Annotated in this window: 13 protein-coding genes and 1 riboswitch; of the genes, 6 read left to right on the plus strand and 7 right to left on the minus strand. The window is 63.7% G+C overall.

Annotated elements, in window-relative coordinates:
* Window positions 1-21: 21 nt before the first annotated feature.
* Both MAIT1_RS04670 and MAIT1_RS04675 read right to left on the minus strand, forming a co-directional pair.
* Complete coding sequence (locus MAIT1_RS04670; protein WP_085441123.1) at window positions 22-858, minus strand: hypothetical protein; 837 nt, start codon at window positions 856-858, stop codon at window positions 22-24.
* A gap of 58 nt (window positions 859-916) precedes the next feature.
* The gene (locus tag MAIT1_RS04675) at window positions 917-1,792 is read right to left on the minus strand and encodes a hypothetical protein (RefSeq protein ID WP_085441124.1); all 876 of its coding nucleotides are present in this window, start codon (window positions 1,790-1,792) and stop codon (window positions 917-919) included.
* 207 nt (window positions 1,793-1,999) lie between these two features.
* Window positions 2,000-2,265: riboswitch (cobalamin riboswitch) on the plus strand.
* Between the two features lie 247 nt (window positions 2,266-2,512).
* On the opposite strand from MAIT1_RS04675, the gene MAIT1_RS04680 reads away from it, so the two are divergent.
* From MAIT1_RS04680 to MAIT1_RS04690, 3 genes are read left to right on the plus strand one after another with little or no spacing between them, the layout of a single operon-like run.
* Window positions 2,513-4,309: a TonB-dependent receptor domain-containing protein gene (locus tag MAIT1_RS04680; RefSeq protein ID WP_158089311.1), complete on the plus strand. Its 1,797-nt coding sequence runs from the start codon at window positions 2,513-2,515 to the stop codon at window positions 4,307-4,309.
* Entirely contained in the window at window positions 4,306-4,950 is a 645-nt protein-coding gene (locus MAIT1_RS04685) for a hypothetical protein (RefSeq protein WP_085441126.1), read from the plus strand. The genes MAIT1_RS04680 and MAIT1_RS04685 overlap by 4 nt, the downstream gene beginning before the upstream one ends.
* A 40-nt stretch (window positions 4,951-4,990) precedes the next feature.
* Complete coding sequence (locus MAIT1_RS04690) at window positions 4,991-6,010, plus strand: energy transducer TonB (RefSeq protein WP_085441127.1); 1,020 nt, start codon at window positions 4,991-4,993, stop codon at window positions 6,008-6,010.
* 407 nt (window positions 6,011-6,417) lie between these two features.
* On the opposite strand, the gene MAIT1_RS04695 is transcribed toward MAIT1_RS04690, so the two are convergent.
* On the minus strand, window positions 6,418-7,413 hold the full coding sequence (locus MAIT1_RS04695; RefSeq protein WP_158089312.1) for a zinc transporter ZntB: 996 nt from the start codon (window positions 7,411-7,413) through the stop codon (window positions 6,418-6,420).
* A 400-nt stretch (window positions 7,414-7,813) separates the two neighbouring features.
* Here MAIT1_RS04695 and MAIT1_RS21455 point away from each other — a divergent pair, with 400 nt between their 5' ends.
* Window positions 7,814-8,482 carry a 2OG-Fe(II) oxygenase gene (locus MAIT1_RS21455; RefSeq protein ID WP_143814654.1) on the plus strand — a complete coding sequence of 223 codons (669 nt, stop codon included), beginning with the start codon at window positions 7,814-7,816 and terminating at the stop codon, window positions 8,480-8,482.
* Between the two features lie 6 nt (window positions 8,483-8,488).
* Here the strand turns inward: MAIT1_RS21455 and MAIT1_RS04705 are convergent, their stop codons facing one another.
* From MAIT1_RS04705 to erpA, 4 genes are all read right to left on the minus strand, one after another.
* Window positions 8,489-8,989 carry a GNAT family N-acetyltransferase gene (locus tag MAIT1_RS04705; RefSeq protein ID WP_085441129.1) on the minus strand — a complete coding sequence of 167 codons (501 nt, stop codon included), beginning with the start codon at window positions 8,987-8,989 and terminating at the stop codon, window positions 8,489-8,491.
* A 25-nt stretch (window positions 8,990-9,014) separates the two neighbouring features.
* On the minus strand, window positions 9,015-10,535 hold the full coding sequence (locus tag MAIT1_RS04710) for a coiled-coil domain-containing protein (RefSeq protein WP_085441130.1): 1,521 nt from the start codon (window positions 10,533-10,535) through the stop codon (window positions 9,015-9,017).
* Window positions 10,532-12,973 carry an endopeptidase La gene (lon, locus tag MAIT1_RS04715; protein WP_085441131.1) on the minus strand — a complete coding sequence of 814 codons (2,442 nt, stop codon included), beginning with the start codon at window positions 12,971-12,973 and terminating at the stop codon, window positions 10,532-10,534. Before lon ends, MAIT1_RS04710 begins: the two co-directional genes overlap by 4 nt.
* 301 nt (window positions 12,974-13,274) lie before the next feature.
* Window positions 13,275-13,637, minus strand: coding sequence for an iron-sulfur cluster insertion protein ErpA (gene erpA / locus MAIT1_RS04720; protein ID WP_085441132.1), 363 nt, complete (start codon window positions 13,635-13,637; stop codon window positions 13,275-13,277).
* 368 nt (window positions 13,638-14,005) lie between these two features.
* Between erpA and MAIT1_RS04725 the strand changes: the two genes are divergently transcribed.
* Window positions 14,006-14,440, plus strand: coding sequence for a bacteriohemerythrin (locus MAIT1_RS04725; protein ID WP_158089313.1), 435 nt, complete (start codon window positions 14,006-14,008; stop codon window positions 14,438-14,440).
* A complete protein-coding gene (locus MAIT1_RS04730; RefSeq protein WP_085441134.1) occupies window positions 14,437-15,489 on the plus strand; it encodes an aminopeptidase in 1,053 nt (350 codons plus the stop codon). The genes MAIT1_RS04725 and MAIT1_RS04730 overlap by 4 nt, the downstream gene beginning before the upstream one ends.
* The last annotated feature ends 67 nt before the right edge of the window (window positions 15,490-15,556 follow it).

The raw sequence follows: 15,556 nt of genomic DNA on the forward strand, positions 1-15,556 counted from the left end.
CCGGGATCGCCGCGCCTGGCGTCAGCTCTTCAGCGAGTTGGCCTGCACCAGGGAGAACTCAGGCCAGTCGCCATGGCGGCGCAGGAATTCGGCGTTGAAAATATCGCGCGCATTCTCCTCATCCAAGCGCCAGGGGATCGAGACAATCCAGAATTTCAGCGCTGGCGCATCCTTCAACGCGCGGCGGATCTGCGCTTGATGCGCGGCGAATTGCTCTTCCTGATTATGATGATAGGCCAGGCGGTCCAACTCCCCCATCAGCCTGTCGGCCATGGCGCGCGGGGCGCTGGGCAGGCCAATCTGAAGACCGATCTTCTGCATCTTCTCCGCCAGCGCCCCTGCGCCAAACTCCGGCGCGTGGCGCATCTTGTCGAAGCGATCCCAATCCAGAATGGTCAGCACCAAGGTCTTTTCGATGGCTCCAGAGGTTGAGTGTGAAACGCCGCCCGGGCTCGGTCCTGTCGCGCCCCTGTTGCGGGAGTAGGTCACCAGCGCCGGTCCCAGCAGCGACCAGGGCAGCGTCTCGTTGCTCAGGTAGACGTCATCCAACCCGGCGTCGGAGAGGCGCCAGATGGGTTTGCCCTGGCGTTTGCGCTGGCGGATCACGCTGCGCATCTTGCTGCCCGCCAGCATCAGCGTGACGATGAGGAAAAAGCCAATCGCGGTGACAATGGTTGGCGCTGCGCCTCGAGCCCCGTCCAGGGTCATGGTGAACAGCGTCGAAGCGCCAAACCCCAGCGCCAGGAAAAACCCCACGATCATCGCGCAGCCGGTGCTGGCGAACTCCCCCTCCAGAGGCGGGTTCAGGCGACTGGCGCGGTACTGATCCCATAGCGCGCCTTTTTTTACTTTGGCCATGATGCGTCTTTCTTCAATTCGCGTGTGTGAAACGGTTGAGGGTAAAGTCGGCGAGGGGCTACTCCCAAGGCTGAACCTTGGGCTCCTCTTCGCGGCCCAGGGGCTGCTCCCGGGTCAGGGCGAACGCGGGCAGAGCGCCGTCGCGGCGCAGGAATTCGGCGTTGAGAATGTCGCGCAACTGCTCGTGGCTCACTCCCGCGGGGGGCAGGAGTTGGTAGCTCCACAGCGACGGCGCGGCCTGCAACAGATCCGCAATGCGCGACTCCTGGGCGTTGAAATCCGCGCCGAAGCCGTTATGGCGCGCCAGCCGACGCAGCTCTTTGATGAAGCGATTGCGGATGTCGCCGCCGTTGCTGGAGAGGGCGCCGTGGGTGGACCAGTCGGAGGCTTTTTGCGCCAGTTTCTCCCCGGCGGAGTCGCTGCGGCGCTCGATGCGTTGGAAGGCGTCCCAGTCGCGGATGCACACATGCAACTGGGGCTCAATGGTGGTTCTTGAGGAGGTGTGGCCGCTGGCGCTGCGCGTGCTGCTGGTGCGTTTGACATAGGCGACCACCGCCGGGCCCAACAACTCCCAGGTGAGGAAGTGGTCGCTGATATAGACATCGAACAGACCGTGTTCGGTCAGGCTCCATGTGGGTTTGCCCTGACGCTTCTGCGCCCGCGCCAACGCCGTGAGGCGCTGTTGGCGCATCAGCAGAGAGGCGATGAAAACAAGCATGGCGGCGGGGAGAATGGCGAGGTAGATCGGCTGCCCCTCATCCCAACTCGTGCTGCCGTTGACGATGCTGGCAACGGTCATCAACGCCAAGGCGATCGTCATCACCCACAGAACGAAGAGGGCGCAACCCTGGTTGGCGTGCTGGCTGACCAGCGGCGGAGTCAAGCGGGTGGCGCGGTATTGCGCCCACAGGGAGGGCCTTCTGGATTTGGCCATGTGCCGGGTTGTCCTGCATTAGAGTCTGTTTTTTATCAGAAAAAAACGATCTGAAGTGTAACGGCGAGGCGCTGAAGGCGCAATGTCTGTCTCTTTTGCGCCCTTGGCTAAGAAACAATTTTTTTCCCATGAGAAATCGCTGTGATGCGCTCTCGTCGTCGACTTCCACCCTGCAATGGCGCTTGAGGTGGGAACGGCGGACGGCTATAGTGGCGCGGTTCGTTGGGCGCTCCGCCCGTCATCGCGACGGGTGGGCTGAAATGGGAAGTCGGTGCGTTGCGTCTTCCGTCCTGGTTCGCCGGGGCGACTGAAGACAAACAATTCCGACGCTGCCCCCGCAACGGTGATCGCGTTTGAGAACGGGCCATCCCGCCACTGCGCTTCGATAAGCGTGGGAAGGCGGTCCGTTCTGGTCTGAATCCACATTCAGACCGCGCGTCAGTCCGGAGACCGGCCCGACAGTTAACCGCGTGTGTGTTTGCGGTTAGGAGCGGGGCGCCTCCGACGCGAATTTTGTGTGAATGCTGCTGTTCCCACGCCAGGCTTGCGTCTGATCTCCTCCCTGTTCCTCTCTGCGATTCACCACGCTCCCATTTGGCGTTAAGCGTACGGGCGAGTGCGTTTGACGCGTCAGATCAGGAGCCACTCCTTATGCGCCCTCACTCTCTGTTGTCCCGTTGTGTGTCGTCCCGTTCCCCTTTGTTGCGCTCGGCTTTGAGTTTGGCCGCCTTCAGCGCGCTCACCGTCTACGCCTCGGCCCAGACCACGCAAGGCGCGGGCATCGTGGTCACCGCCACCCGCACCGCCGTGACCGTGGACCAAGCCCTGGCCCCGGTGAGCGTGATCACCGCCGAGCAGCTCAAACAGCGTCAAGTGCGCAATGCCGAAGAGGCGCTGCGCGCCCTGCCGGGCATCGACATCGCCAAGAACGGCGGCGCGGGCGCGCAGGCCAGCGTCTACATGCGCGGGGCCAACGCCGACCATACGCTGCTGCTCATCGACGGTCTGAAAATGGGCTCGGCGACCAATGGTCTGGCCAGTCTGCAGCACCTGCCCATCGGCCAAATTGAGCGCATTGAGATCGTGCGCGGACCGCGCTCGGCGCTGTATGGCTCCGAGGCCATCGGCGGGGTGATTCAGATCTTCACCAAAAAGGGCGCCGAGGGGCTGCGCGGCGAGGCGCTTATCGGCGGCGGCGGCGAGGGGACCAACGAACAGGGTCTCTCCCTCTCTGGCGGCAAAAACGGTTGGCGCTACGCCGCCTCGGTAAGCCGCTTGGAGACTGACGGCTTCGACGCCCGCCAGCCCACCACCGGCTTTTTCGCCGTCAACCAGCCCGACGACGATGGCTACCAGCGCACCGGGGTGAACGTGCGGGTGAGCAAAACCTTCTCTCGCGGGGAAGTGGAGCTGCATGGTCTGCGCTCCTTCGGCGACAACGACTTCGACGGAACCCCCAACCAAGGCGAGTTCGTCAATCAGACTCTCGGCGCCAAAGCGCGTCTGCAGGCCACCGACTATTGGGACATCACCCTGCGCGCCGGCCATAGTCGGGATGACTCGACCAACCTCACCGACGGCGTCTACTTCAGCGAATTCAACACCAAGCGGGTCTCGCTGGGGCTGCAGAACGACATCGCCATCGGCGATGACCATTTGCTGACCATTGGCGCCGACTGGATGGATGACCGGGTCGATAGCAACACCGCCTATGACGTCACCAGCCGCGACGTGCTGGGGCTGTTTGGTCAATACCAGGGCGCCTGGGGCGACCACGATCTGCTGTTGGCGCTACGCTATGACGACAACGAGCAGTTCGGCGGCCAGACCACCGGCAATGTGGCCTGGGGCTATGATCTGCCCTGGGGCGGTCTGCGTCTCACCGCCGGTTATGGCACGGCCTACAAAGCGCCCACTTTCAACGACCTCTACTGGCCCGCCAGCGCGTGGTTCAGCGGCAACCCCAATCTCAAGCCCGAGGAGTCCCACACCTGGGATTTGGGGCTGGCGGGGGAGAATCACGGCGTGAGCTGGTCATTGAGCGGTTTCCGCACCCGGGTGAAGAATCTCATCGCCTATGACGCCACCACCTTCACCAACAACAACATCAACAGCGCCAAGCTCGATGGCGTGGAGCTGGAGCTCGGTTTTGACATCGCAGGCGTCGACATCAACGTGGCCGGGACCCTCACCCGCGCGCTGGATGGCGACACCGGCAACCGCTTGGCGCGGCGCGCGGCGCGCAGCCTCAAAGTGCAGGCCGACAAGCGCTGGGACGCGGTGAGTGTGGGCGGCGACTGGATCGTGCAGGGGCATCGGTGGGATGAGCTGGCCAACACCACCTATCTGGCCGGGTATGGCGTGGTCAATCTGCGTGGCGAGTATCGCTTCGCCCAGGATTGGGCGTTGCGGGTGAGCGCCGAGAACCTGTTGGATCCGACCTACCAGACCATCAACACCTACAACACCCAGGGGCGTTTGATTCTCGGCCAACTGGTGTGGAGCTTTGCACAATGAGCGCGGCTGTGGGAGGCGAGGGGATGCAAAACAGTGGAGTGTTTGCGCCGGTTTCCGACGCGCGCAAACGCTTTGTGCTGTTCCTGCTGCTGCTGGGCGTGATGCTGATATCCCGCGGGCATCACATGGGCTCGGCCAAGCTGCTGCCGGATATGAGCATTGCGCTGTTTTTCCTCAGCGGCTGGCTGTTGGCGCGGCCCATCTATGCGGCGCTGTTGATGCTGGCTGCGGTGGGCATCGACGTATCGGCGCTGCAAGCAGGCGTGAGCAATTTCTGTGTGACGCCCGCTTATGCGCTGCTGGCGCCTGCCTATTTGACGATGTGGGGCGCAGGCAAGCATCTGCCGGGCCTGCTGATGGGTCGATCCCAGGGCATGGCGTTGGCTCTGTTGGCGCTGGGCGCGTGGGCGGCGGTGAGCGTGGCGTGGCTGCTCTCCAGCGGCGGCTTCTATCTCTTCTCCGGGCGTTTCTCCCACCCGAGTTGGGCGGAGTTTGCGCATCGGTTTGAACTCTACTACGGTGGCTATGCGGGCAATGCCCTGCTGGCCATCGCCGTGGGCGTGACGGGGGTGATCCTGCTGCGTCGGTTACGCCAGCCGCAGGAAGAAGAGCTGTGTCTGGATGAGGAGGAGACGGCGTAACCGCTTTTCCATGCGCGGGCGCCGGGGATAACCCAATGCGATGAGCATTTTCCAAAGCGCCATAGGTCAACTGCAGGCCATGCCCTCCCACGCCGAACTGGCGCGGGAGTGCGGTCTGACGTGCGATGCGCTCCCGCCGCCGCCTGCGCGGCGGGAGCGTTCGCGCCTGTGGGGCTGGGCGGCGCTGTCGCTGCTGTTGCATCTGGCGCTGGTGACGCTGTGGCCGCGTAGCGCGCCGCCGCCGCCAGCATTGATCATTCCCGAAGTGACGTTGGTGATGGAGGCGCCGCAAAGGGCGTTGGGGGGCGCCGATGGCGCGACCCAACCGCCGCCAGCTGCTGTGGCGGAGTCTGTCGCGGAGCCTGTGGCGCCCATGGCGGAGCTTGTGGCGATTGAGAAAACGGTGGAGGCGACGGCGGCTCCCGTTTTGGAAACTGAGCCCGCGCCTGCGCTCGAACCGTCGCCTGAACGCGCTGCGCCGGACCCGGAATCGGCGCTGCCCGAGGTGGTCACGGTTGCGCCCCTGCGCCGCGCCGCGCCCAGCGCCCGGCGCGCGCCCAAACCGCCGCCGGTGAAAATGGTGGCGTCCAAACCGGCGGCGCCGGTCAACCCGCCGCCGGTGGCCACGCTATCGCCGCAACCCGAACTCCCAACCACCGAGACGCCCAGCGCACAGAGCGCGTCGCCAGCGTCGGATTTGGTCCCCGCTGCTGCTAACGCAATGCAGCCAGCGGGTGCGCCGGATGGTCAGGACGCCGCCAACGCCGCCAATCTGCGGCAGCGCGCCGTGCGTGAGATCGAGGCGGGGGTCAAACGCTATTTCAATTACCCCAGACGGGCGCAGCAACGGGGGTTGGAGGGCACGGTGCATCTGGCTTTCACCATCGCCGCCGATGGCCGCATCGCCGATCTGCGCATTGCGCGCAGCTCCGGCCATAGGATTCTGGATCGCGCCAGTCTCAAGACCATGGCCCGCGTGCGTCTGCCGGAGATGGCGGAGGGCGTGCGCTTCGCCGCCATCGCCTTCGACGACTTTCTGATTCACTACCGCTTGAAGTAGTCCTGGTTAAATAGCCAAACGTCCAATGTTTGCGTGATGCTGGTCGAGCTAGCGCTGACTATTGGCCGCCGACTGGTCGGCGGCGGGGTCTGGGGTCTGCGACCCCAGCGGGGTGTGGGGCGGAGCCCCACGGTGTAGCTGTTGATCTTGGGAGCTCGAGGGCATAGCCCTCGATATCTTTCATTTTCCAAAACCCGAGCATGTCCGATTCTCAGTTTGACTTGCTATAGCGCTGACTATTGGCCGCCGACTGGTCGGCGGCGGGGTCTGGGGGCCGCGCCCCCAGCGGCCACAGGCGAAGCCGTATCTCACAGCATGGGCGGAGCCCACGGTGTGGCTTTTGAATTTGGGAGTTTGAGGGCGGAGCCCTCGATATCTTTCACCCTCTCCAGAGATGTTTGAAGTGACTATATCAAGCGGCTGCGGCGGAAGATGAACAGGCTGATTCCAGCCATGATCATCAGGATTCCACACACCGCCCAGAACGCCCAGTGCACTTCGGTGCCGGGCAGGCCGCCGACATTGATGCCCAGCAGGCCGGTGAGAAAGCCCAGTGGCAGAAACACCCCGGTGACGATGGAGAGCAGGTACATGGCGCGGTTCATGCGTTCGGCGATCTGGTTGTTGAGCTCCTCGCGGATCAGCATGGCGCGGTCGCGATAGCCGTCCAGTTCGCCCAGAAACCGCCCCACCAGGTTCTCCACTTCACGAAACTCCCGCTGGTGGCGCTTGAGCAGCCAGGAGGGGCGCGATTTGGTCAACTCCTGCAGTGCGCGGCGCTGCGGCGTGAGGTGTTTGCGAAAGCCGATCAACTCACTGCGGATCTCCAGCAACGGCTCGCGAATGCCGCTATCATCGCCGCGCAACACCTGATTTTCAAACCGGTCCAGATCCTCCTCAATGCCGTCCAGCACCGGCTCCATGCGGTCGTGCAGCCGACCCAGCAGAGTGACCAGCAGATCGCCGATGGTGCGCGGCCCGCGCCCCACAAGTAGCGCCCGGGCCATGTCCCGCACCGAGCGCAGCGGCGCCGAGCGCACCGTCACCAGCCGCGTTCCGTCGCTCCACAGGTTGAGAATGGCCATGTCGTCCGTTTCGGCGCCACGATTGAAATTCATGCCGCGAAAGGTGGCCAGCAGCGCGCTCTCCTCTACCAGGCAGCGTGGTTGATTATCCATATCCCACAGCGCTTCGGCCATGAGCGGATCCAGGCGGCTCTCCTCATTGAGCCAGCGCCCGGTGCGCGGGTTGTCGGCGTGCAGATGCACCCACAGCAGCCCCATCTCCGGTTTCCACCCGGCGATCTGCTCCCAATCCATCTCCGTAGCGCCGCCGCGTCCATCCAGCAGCAGGGCGTGAATCAGGCTGACGTCTTCCGGTGGCGTGGGGGTCTCTTCGGTCATGGCGCGTCTCTGAATGGTTTTGCTGCGGGCGCTTCTGTCAGTTCGAGGGGGAAGATTCAAGAGACTGGGGCTTCGCCCCAGACCCCACAAGGGCGCCGCCCTTGACCCGCCAGGGCTTTGCCCTGGACCCACCAGGGGAATGATTCCCCTGGACCCCCGTTGGTTTGCTCCGCGCCAGCATGCGGATTGCGTGCGTGTTAAGCTTGATTCTACCTGGCGGCGAGTCGTCAGCTTATACAGTATATTCTGCAGATTACTCCTTCGTCTCAACCATCTGGCGCTATTTTTCGCTTCCCTTTTTGCCGCGCATGGCGTAAATCCTCTCATCCGCACATATTTCGCCGTTATTGAAATCGGTCGGACGCCGTACAGGTCTCCTCACTTTATCAGGAGGATGCGCATGAGAGCGTGCGCTGACGTCTGGACCGATTCCGCCATTGAGGCCGCTCAACGGGCGCTGATCGCCGAGCAGTTGGCCACCCAAGGCTATTGCGTCATCCCCAACTATCTGGATCTGGCCGCGCAGCAGGCGCTGCTGGCCGAGGCGCTGGCGGCCCAGGCGGGCGGACTGTTCCGCCCCGGCGCGGTGGGCCATGGTCAAAACCGCCAGGTGGAGAGCGAAATCCGCAGCATGCAACTGCTGTGGCTGGATGCGCAGTTCCCGGCCCAGGCCGCCTATCTGGCGCGCATGGGGCTGCTGATGACGGATCTGAATCGGCGTCTGTTCCTAGGCTTGCGCAGTTGCGAGGCGTTTTTTGCGTTGTATGAGCCGGGCGACTTCTATCGCCGTCACTGCGATAACTTCCTCGACGCCTCGCCGCGCAAGGTGACGGCAGTGCTCTACCTCAACGCCGACTGGCAAGCCGACGATGGCGGCGAGTTGAGCCTGTTCGATGGCGATGGCGCGACGCCTATTGCGCGCATCCTGCCCCAAGCGGGGACGTTAGCCTGCTTCCTCAGTCGCGATTTTCCCCACGAAGTGTGCGTCACCAATCGCCAGCGCATCGCCATTCCTACCTGGTTGCGCAATGACGATCCGACGATCCCCCTGCCGCCTGACGTCCTCTGACGCGGATTACCCGACGGGGAGCGCGCGGCGCAGCTGAATCAGCGCCACGCGCTGGCCCTGATGGTCGACGCGCTCTTCGATGGCGTAGGGTTCAAACCCCATGCCCGCATACAGCAGCAGGGCCGAGACGTTGTGGTTGAAACAGGCCACGGTGACCTCCCGCGCAGCGTAACGGGAGATCGCCAGATCCACCATGCGGTTAATCAGATAACGCCCCACGCCCTGGCCGCGCGCTGCAGGGGCGATGATGACGTTGCCGATGGCGCAGCGACCGCCCTGAGCCCACTGGTAGAAGTTGGCGTAGCCGACCACTTGACCGCGCAACTCGACAACGGTGGCGTCGGCGCGCTGATCCATGGCGCGCTGCAACTGCTCAGGGGTGAGCGGAAAGGTCGCCTTGGGAAACAGAAAGAACAGCTCTTCAGCGCTCTGGGGAAAGCCGCAGATGGTGGCAAGGTCTGCAGAAGTCGCCGGGCGATGGCTCAAGGAGAGGGACGACGTTTGCATGGCGTGAAACGGAGGCGTCGCGATCTTAATGTTGCTGCTTGAGGCGGTTCATGATGCGGCGGCCTTCGTCGCGCAGGGCGCCTTGGGGATCGCGGATGTCATACTGCAGCGCCAGTTGCCGGGCGCGATTGAGATAGTGGCGGGATTTGCGTAGCTTGCCCGCATTCAGGGCGCGGCGGCTCAAGGTCAGATAGCGTTTGACGATCTCTCGCAGCAGCAGTTGCGCCTCCTGGCGGATGTTGGCGTTCACCCCATACAGGGAGCGCGCCATCATGATGTAGTACTGCGCGCTGTCATCCAGCGGCGTGGTCAGGCGGTTATCCTCCAGCGCCTGTTTGGCCTGCTCCAGCAGACGGAATCCGCGCTCCACCGGATCGCCGATGTCGGCGGGAACCTCCGGCGCTTGCGCCAGCGCAGCGCGCAGCGCCTTGGAAGACGCGGGCATAGGGGCGGCCTGGGCTTGCGGCGCAGTGGCCGTGGCGTCGAAGGTGATGGCGCGCGGCGTCGGCGTGGGGTGGGGCTCAGGCGCCGCGGCGTCCATCAACGGCGCTGGGTGTGGCGTCTGACCCACCTTCAGCGGCGCAGCGGTCGGGCGTCCACTGGGGGGTGGCGCGTCAGGTTCCGGGCCCAGTCCATCCTCAGGCGGCGTGGCGCCATTGAGATCGGCCAGCGCCGATTCGCTCAGAGGCTCGGACTCTGTATTCCCCCCGTTGTCCATCGTTGTGTCGGTTTGCCGGGCGTCGGCGCCGATGAGGCGCCCATGCACCAGGGCGCGAATGCGGTGAAAATAGAAGCTGGCGCCGATAAAACCGTCGTCCAGGGAGTCGAATTCGGTCACTTCGGCAGCGCTCTGCTGCGCGATCTGGTCGGCGGTCATCCGCCCAGCCAACGCCTGCAGGGCGCTCTTGCGCAGGGCGGCAAGCCCTTGCTCGCGGGCGACCCGTTTGGCGTCCGCCAGGGCGTCGCGTTTGCACTGCTCAATGCCTTGGGGTCCGCACTCGGCCTCGCCGCGCGCCTCCACTGAGCGGGTCTTCTCCAACTCCGTGCGTAGGGTTTGCCGCAGATGCGCCTGCGCCTGCGCAGCCTGCTTGCGCCATGCGCTCTCCAGCGGCGCCAACAGCGACTTTTGTGACGCAGCGGCGGTTTGCGCCTGCTCCAACTGCGTCTCTTGCCGGGCAATCTCCTCGCGGCGGGCGTCCAGCGCCTTTTGCGCCGCCTCCAACGCCGTGCGTTCGGCATCCAGCGTCAATGCGGGGTCATCCAGCAGACGCTCCTGTTGCACCGCCAACGCCTCCTGCGCCTCGGCGACGCGCTTGATCAGCGCGCTCTCCTGGGCGCGGCTGTCGGCCAACGCTGTGCGCAATGTTTGCACCTGCGCCTGGGCCTGTTCGGAGGCCGAACGCGCGGCGTGCAACTGCTGCTGATTTTTCTGCTCAGGGGTCGCCGATTGCGCCTGCGCCGCAAGCGGCGTCAGCGCGCACAGCGTCAGCAGAGCGCGCCGCAAACGGCGCGCCCCTTTCACTTGGCGGCGACCCGGCGCGATCACCCGAACACCAGTTTGGCCACTTCCGGGTAGCGCCGCACAAAGTGCGCGGTGATCCCTTCGGTGATGTGGTCCGGCACCTCCTCATAATCCTTGCGACACGCCTCGGGCAGAATCAATTCGCGAATGCCCACCCGCCGCGCGGCGATCACCTTTTCGCGGATGCCGCCCACCGCCAGCACCTGGCCGGTGAGGGTGATCTCGCCGGTCATGGCCAGACGGCGCGGAATCGGCTGATTGCGCGCCAGCGACAGCAGCGCGGTGGTCAGGGTGATGCCCGCCGAGGGGCCATCCTTGGGCGTGGCGCCTTCGGGCACGTGCAGGTGCAGGGTGCCGCCCAGGCGGTTGCAGTCGCCGCCCAGTTTGGCGCACTGCGACTGCGCGTAGCTGAAGGCGATGCGCGCCGACTCCTTCATCACATCGCCCAACTGGCCGGTGACGATCATGCCGCCCTTGTCATCACTGACACGCGCCGCCTCCACGTCCAGGGTGGCGCCGCCCAGGGAGGTCCACGCCAGCCCGGTGACGATGCCCACCCCCTTCATGGGCTTCTCATCGCGGAAGTCCGGTTTGCCGAGGAAATCCTCCAGATCGCCGTGGCCCACTTTGATGGGGCGTTGGGCGTCGTCGAGAATCTTCACCGCCGTTTTGCGGGCGATGGCGCCGATCTTCTGCTCCAGGCGTCGCACCCCGGCTTCGCGGGCGTAGCCCTCGACGATGGCGCGGAAGGCGCCGTTGCTGATGCGCAGATCGTCCTTGGTCAGACCGTTCTTCTCCAACTGCTTGGGCAGCAGGTGGTTGCGCGCGATCTTCACCTTCTCGGCGGCGATGTAGCCGGATAGACGAATGATCTCCATGCGGTCCAGCAGCGGACGCGGGATGGTGTCCAACTGGTTGGCGGTGCAGATGAACAGCACCTTGGACAGATCGAAGCGCACATCCAGGTAGTGGTCGAGGAACTCGGTGTTCTGCTCCGGGTCCAGCACCTCCAGCAGCGCCGAGGCGGGGTCGCCGTGGTAGCTGGCGCCGATCTTGTCCACCTCGTCGAGCATGATGATGGGGTTGCAGTATTTGGTGTGGCGGATCGCCTGCACGAACTTGCCGGGCATCGCCCCCACGTAGGTGCGGCGGTGGCCCTTGATCTCCGCTTCGTCGCGCATGCCGCCCACCGAGAAGCGGTAGAATTCCCGCCCCACCGCGCGCGCCACCGAGCGGCCAATGGAGGTTTTGCCCACCCCTGGCGGGCCCACCAGCAGAATGATGGAACCGCCGATCTCCCCCTTGAGCTTGCCTACGGCGAGGAACTCCAGAATGCGCTCCTTCACATCCTCCAGGCCGTCGTGGTCCTGGTTGAGGATTTTGCGCGCGCGCTTGATGTCCAGCTTGTCGTTGGAGTGCACACCCCACGGCAGGCCGGTGAGCCAATCCACATAGTTGCGCGTCACCCCATACTCCGACGAGCCGGGCTCCAGCATGGAGAGTTTGTCCAGCTCCTCGTTGATGCGCTCTTCGGCCTCCTTGGAGAGGGTGAGCTGCTCCAAACGCTCGCGGAAGCCATCTACTTCGGCGGTGCGGTCATCCTTGGTGATGCCCAGCTCTTTTTGAATCTGCTTGAGCTGCTCGCGCAGGAAGAACTGGCGCTGATGTTCGGTGATGCCCTCTTCCACCTGCTTGGAGATCTTGTTCTGCACCTTGACCATCTCCAGCTCTTTTTTGAGCAGGGCCAGCACCTTCTCCAGGCGCGGCATGATGGGCAGGGTCTCCAGCACGTCCTGCAACTCCTCGCGGTTGGAGCTGGTCATGGAGGCGACGAAGTCGGCCAGCTTGTCCGGTTCGCTGAAGTTGTGGCGCGACAGGAACATCTTTACCTGTTCCTGGTACAGCGAGTCGTACTTGAGCAGCTCCTTGAGGGTGTTGATCACCGCCATGGTGTAGGGCTTCAGATCATCGGGCTCGATCATCTCCACCGGGTTGTTGTGGTGGGTGACTGCGGCGATGATGGGCGGACCGGCAGAGACCACTTCGCGAATCTCGAAGCGCGAGATCCCTTCGGCCAGCAGCTTGATGGATTTGTGCTCTTCGTCCTCGGCGGCTTCCAAAATGCGCGCGGTGGCGCCGACCGTGTAGAGTTTGTCGGCGTCGAACACTTCGCGGCCATCCTCGGCGTGGCTCATGATGATGCCGAACAGACGGCCCGGCGAGTCCATGGCCATCTTGATGGTGTCGTAGTAGGGCGAGCCCTCCACCTGGATGGGGGTCAGCATGCCGGGGAAGAAGGGGCGTCCGCCCAGCGGATAGATCACCATCTCCATGGGCAGGGCGTCGTCAATGCGCATGGGCGGTTGGCCGTCGGACTCACCGTCGGCGTCGTGCGCTTCCGGCTCTTCGATTACGGCGTCGAAGATCTCCTCCTCTTGCGGGGAGTCGGGCTTATCGGACATGCTCTTTTCCTTCCAGTGTGCGCTCTACTGTGTACGCGCAGACAACAAATTGACGATGCGTCGCGCAGCGGGCGGGTTTCCCAAAATTGGCGTGATGTATGGGAAATCGGCTGCTGGCCAAGGCGGAAACCCATGCGCTTGCTTAAGTAATATGGGTTGCCAAGGCAATGATTGCAAGGCGGGCGCCTATCGAATAGGCGGCGAAAAACAGACGCCCCGCCAAGCGGGAGCCTGGCGGGGCGAATTTTTCACCTCTGAGCAGTCGGCTGGCGCGTGATGTCAGCGCGCCGGGACGATGCGATCAGGAGGGTTTGGCACTGGCGCAACCACCGCCTTCGGCGGGGGTAAAGCTGTTGCCGCAGCCGCAGGTGGAGGCGGCGTTGGGGTTCTTGATCTGGAACTGGGCGCCGTTGAGATCCTCCACAAAGTCGATCTCGGAGCCGCGCAGATGGTTGATGGAGACAGCGTCCACCAACACTTTGACGCCATCCTTCTCCACCATGATGTCGGTGTCGTCCTGGTTCTCATCAAAGGTGAAGCCATACTGGAAACCCGAGCAGCCGCCGCCGGAGACGAAGATGCGCAGTTTCAGATTGGGATTGTTCTCTTCGGCGATCAGTTCGCTGAGTTTTTTGGCGGCGTTATCAGTCAGGGTGACGGACATGGGACAAGCACTCCTCGTACGATTTCGAAATTGGGCGCGGCGGATGATCAACTGTTGGCCCAGGCGCAACCACGGCTTGGACCGCCACGATGGGGGCTATTCTCGCTTAATCGATGGCCCGGGCGCAAAGATAGTTGGAAAATGATGCCTTGTCAACATCTCTGATGATGTAACAACTCTGTTTGCGCGCCCCGAATTGGCGGCCTGGGCTTGTGGGCTTTGACCATGGCGCGGCCAGGGGGTTCCCGGAGTAGGCGCGCGGCTTTTGCTCCTGTCCCTTTCCTGGCGGCAGTCGAGGAGGCATTATGCCAAAGCGCCTGAACAGGGCGCAGACAGTCGTAGTCAGACAATCCGGATGGAGAGTTGGAATGACGCAGTTCGTGTGGCGGGATGAGGAGTTCAGCGTGGGCGTGGCGTCGTTGGACGAGCAGCACAAGGGACTGTTCAGCGCCTTTATGAATCTGGGGCAGTCCATTGAAAACGTCTATGATGACAAGGCGCTGGGGGTGATGCTCAACCTCTTGTTCATCCAGATGGAGGGGTATGTAAAGACCCATCTGCGCTATGAGGAGCTGCTGCTGGAGAAGTGGAGCTTCCCGGAACTGGAGGCGCACAAGCAGAAGCACGATCTGCTGGAGAATGAGCTGGCCGCCTATAAAAAGTGCCTGGATGCGGCGGAAGATGAGCAGAAAAAGGCCATTGCGCAGCAGATTTCGCTGTTTATGGAGCGCTGGCTGATCAACCACATTCAGGGCGATGACCGCGCCTATGGGCCGCATCTGCGCAAGATGGGGGTGGTGTGAGGCGAGCCGTCCGCGCGCTGCTGATCCTGCTATTGGGGGGAGCCTTGAGCGGTTGCATCGGGCCGGGGTATTACCTGCAGGCGGCGGGCGGGCAGTGGGAGATCTGGTCCAAACGGCGCCCCATTGACGTCGTGCTGGCCGATGCCTCCGCAGCGGAAAAACTCAAAGCGCGCTTGCGCCATGCGCAGCAGGCGCGACGCTTCGCCATCGAACAACTGGGGCTGCCGGACAACGGCTCCTATACCCGCTACGCCGACTTGGGGCGTTCCTATGCGGTGTGGGCGACCTTCGCCGCCCCTTCAGACTCACTCACCCTGAAAAGCTGGAGCTTTCCCCTCATTGGCGAGTTGAGCTATCGCGGCTACTTCGATGAAGCTGCCGCCCAGGCGCTGGCGGCGGAGCTGCGCCAACAGGGGTATGAAACCTCGGTGCAGGGGATCCCCGCCTACTCCACTCTGGGCTGGTTCGCCGACCCGCTGCTCAATACCCACATCTTCTGGCCGGAATCGCAACTGGCGGCGCTGATGTTCCATGAGATGGCCCATGAGCTGCTCTACATCCCCGACGACACCCTGTTTAATGAATCCTTCGCCGAGGCCGTCGCGCAAATTGGCGTGGGGCGCTGGTTGCAGGCGCAGGGCGATGCAGCCGCCATCGCCGCTTGGCGGGCGCGTCAGCAGGCGCGGGCGCAATTCCTCGCGCGGGTGGCGGATCTGCGCGACAAGTTGGAGGCGCTCTACGCCGATAAAGCGTTGACCACATTGGCGATGCGGCGGCGCAAAGCGGGATTGTTCGCCGATTTCCGAGTCGCGTTTGTGCAGGCGCAAGAGGACGGTCCGTTGGCGCCCTACGCCCGCTGGGCGCTGGCCGAGGATCTGAACAACGCCAAGGTGGGCTCGCTGAGTCTTTATGCCCGCTGGGTTCCGGCGTTTCAGCGTCTCTATGAGCAGGAGGGCGCGGATCTGGAGCGCTTTATCGCCGCCGCCAAACGCTTGGGCGCGCTGCCCGCCGCGCAGCGTCGCCAGCGCATGGCGGCGTTGTTAGCGTGACGGGAAGCCAAAATCAGATATTTCGTTAACGGGGACATGGAAGATATCGAGGGCTTTGCCCTCGAGC

It is taken from the genome of Magnetofaba australis IT-1, from assembly GCF_002109495.1.
In the GTDB taxonomy this organism is placed as follows: Bacteria; Pseudomonadota; Magnetococcia; order Magnetococcales; family Magnetococcaceae; genus Magnetofaba; species Magnetofaba australis.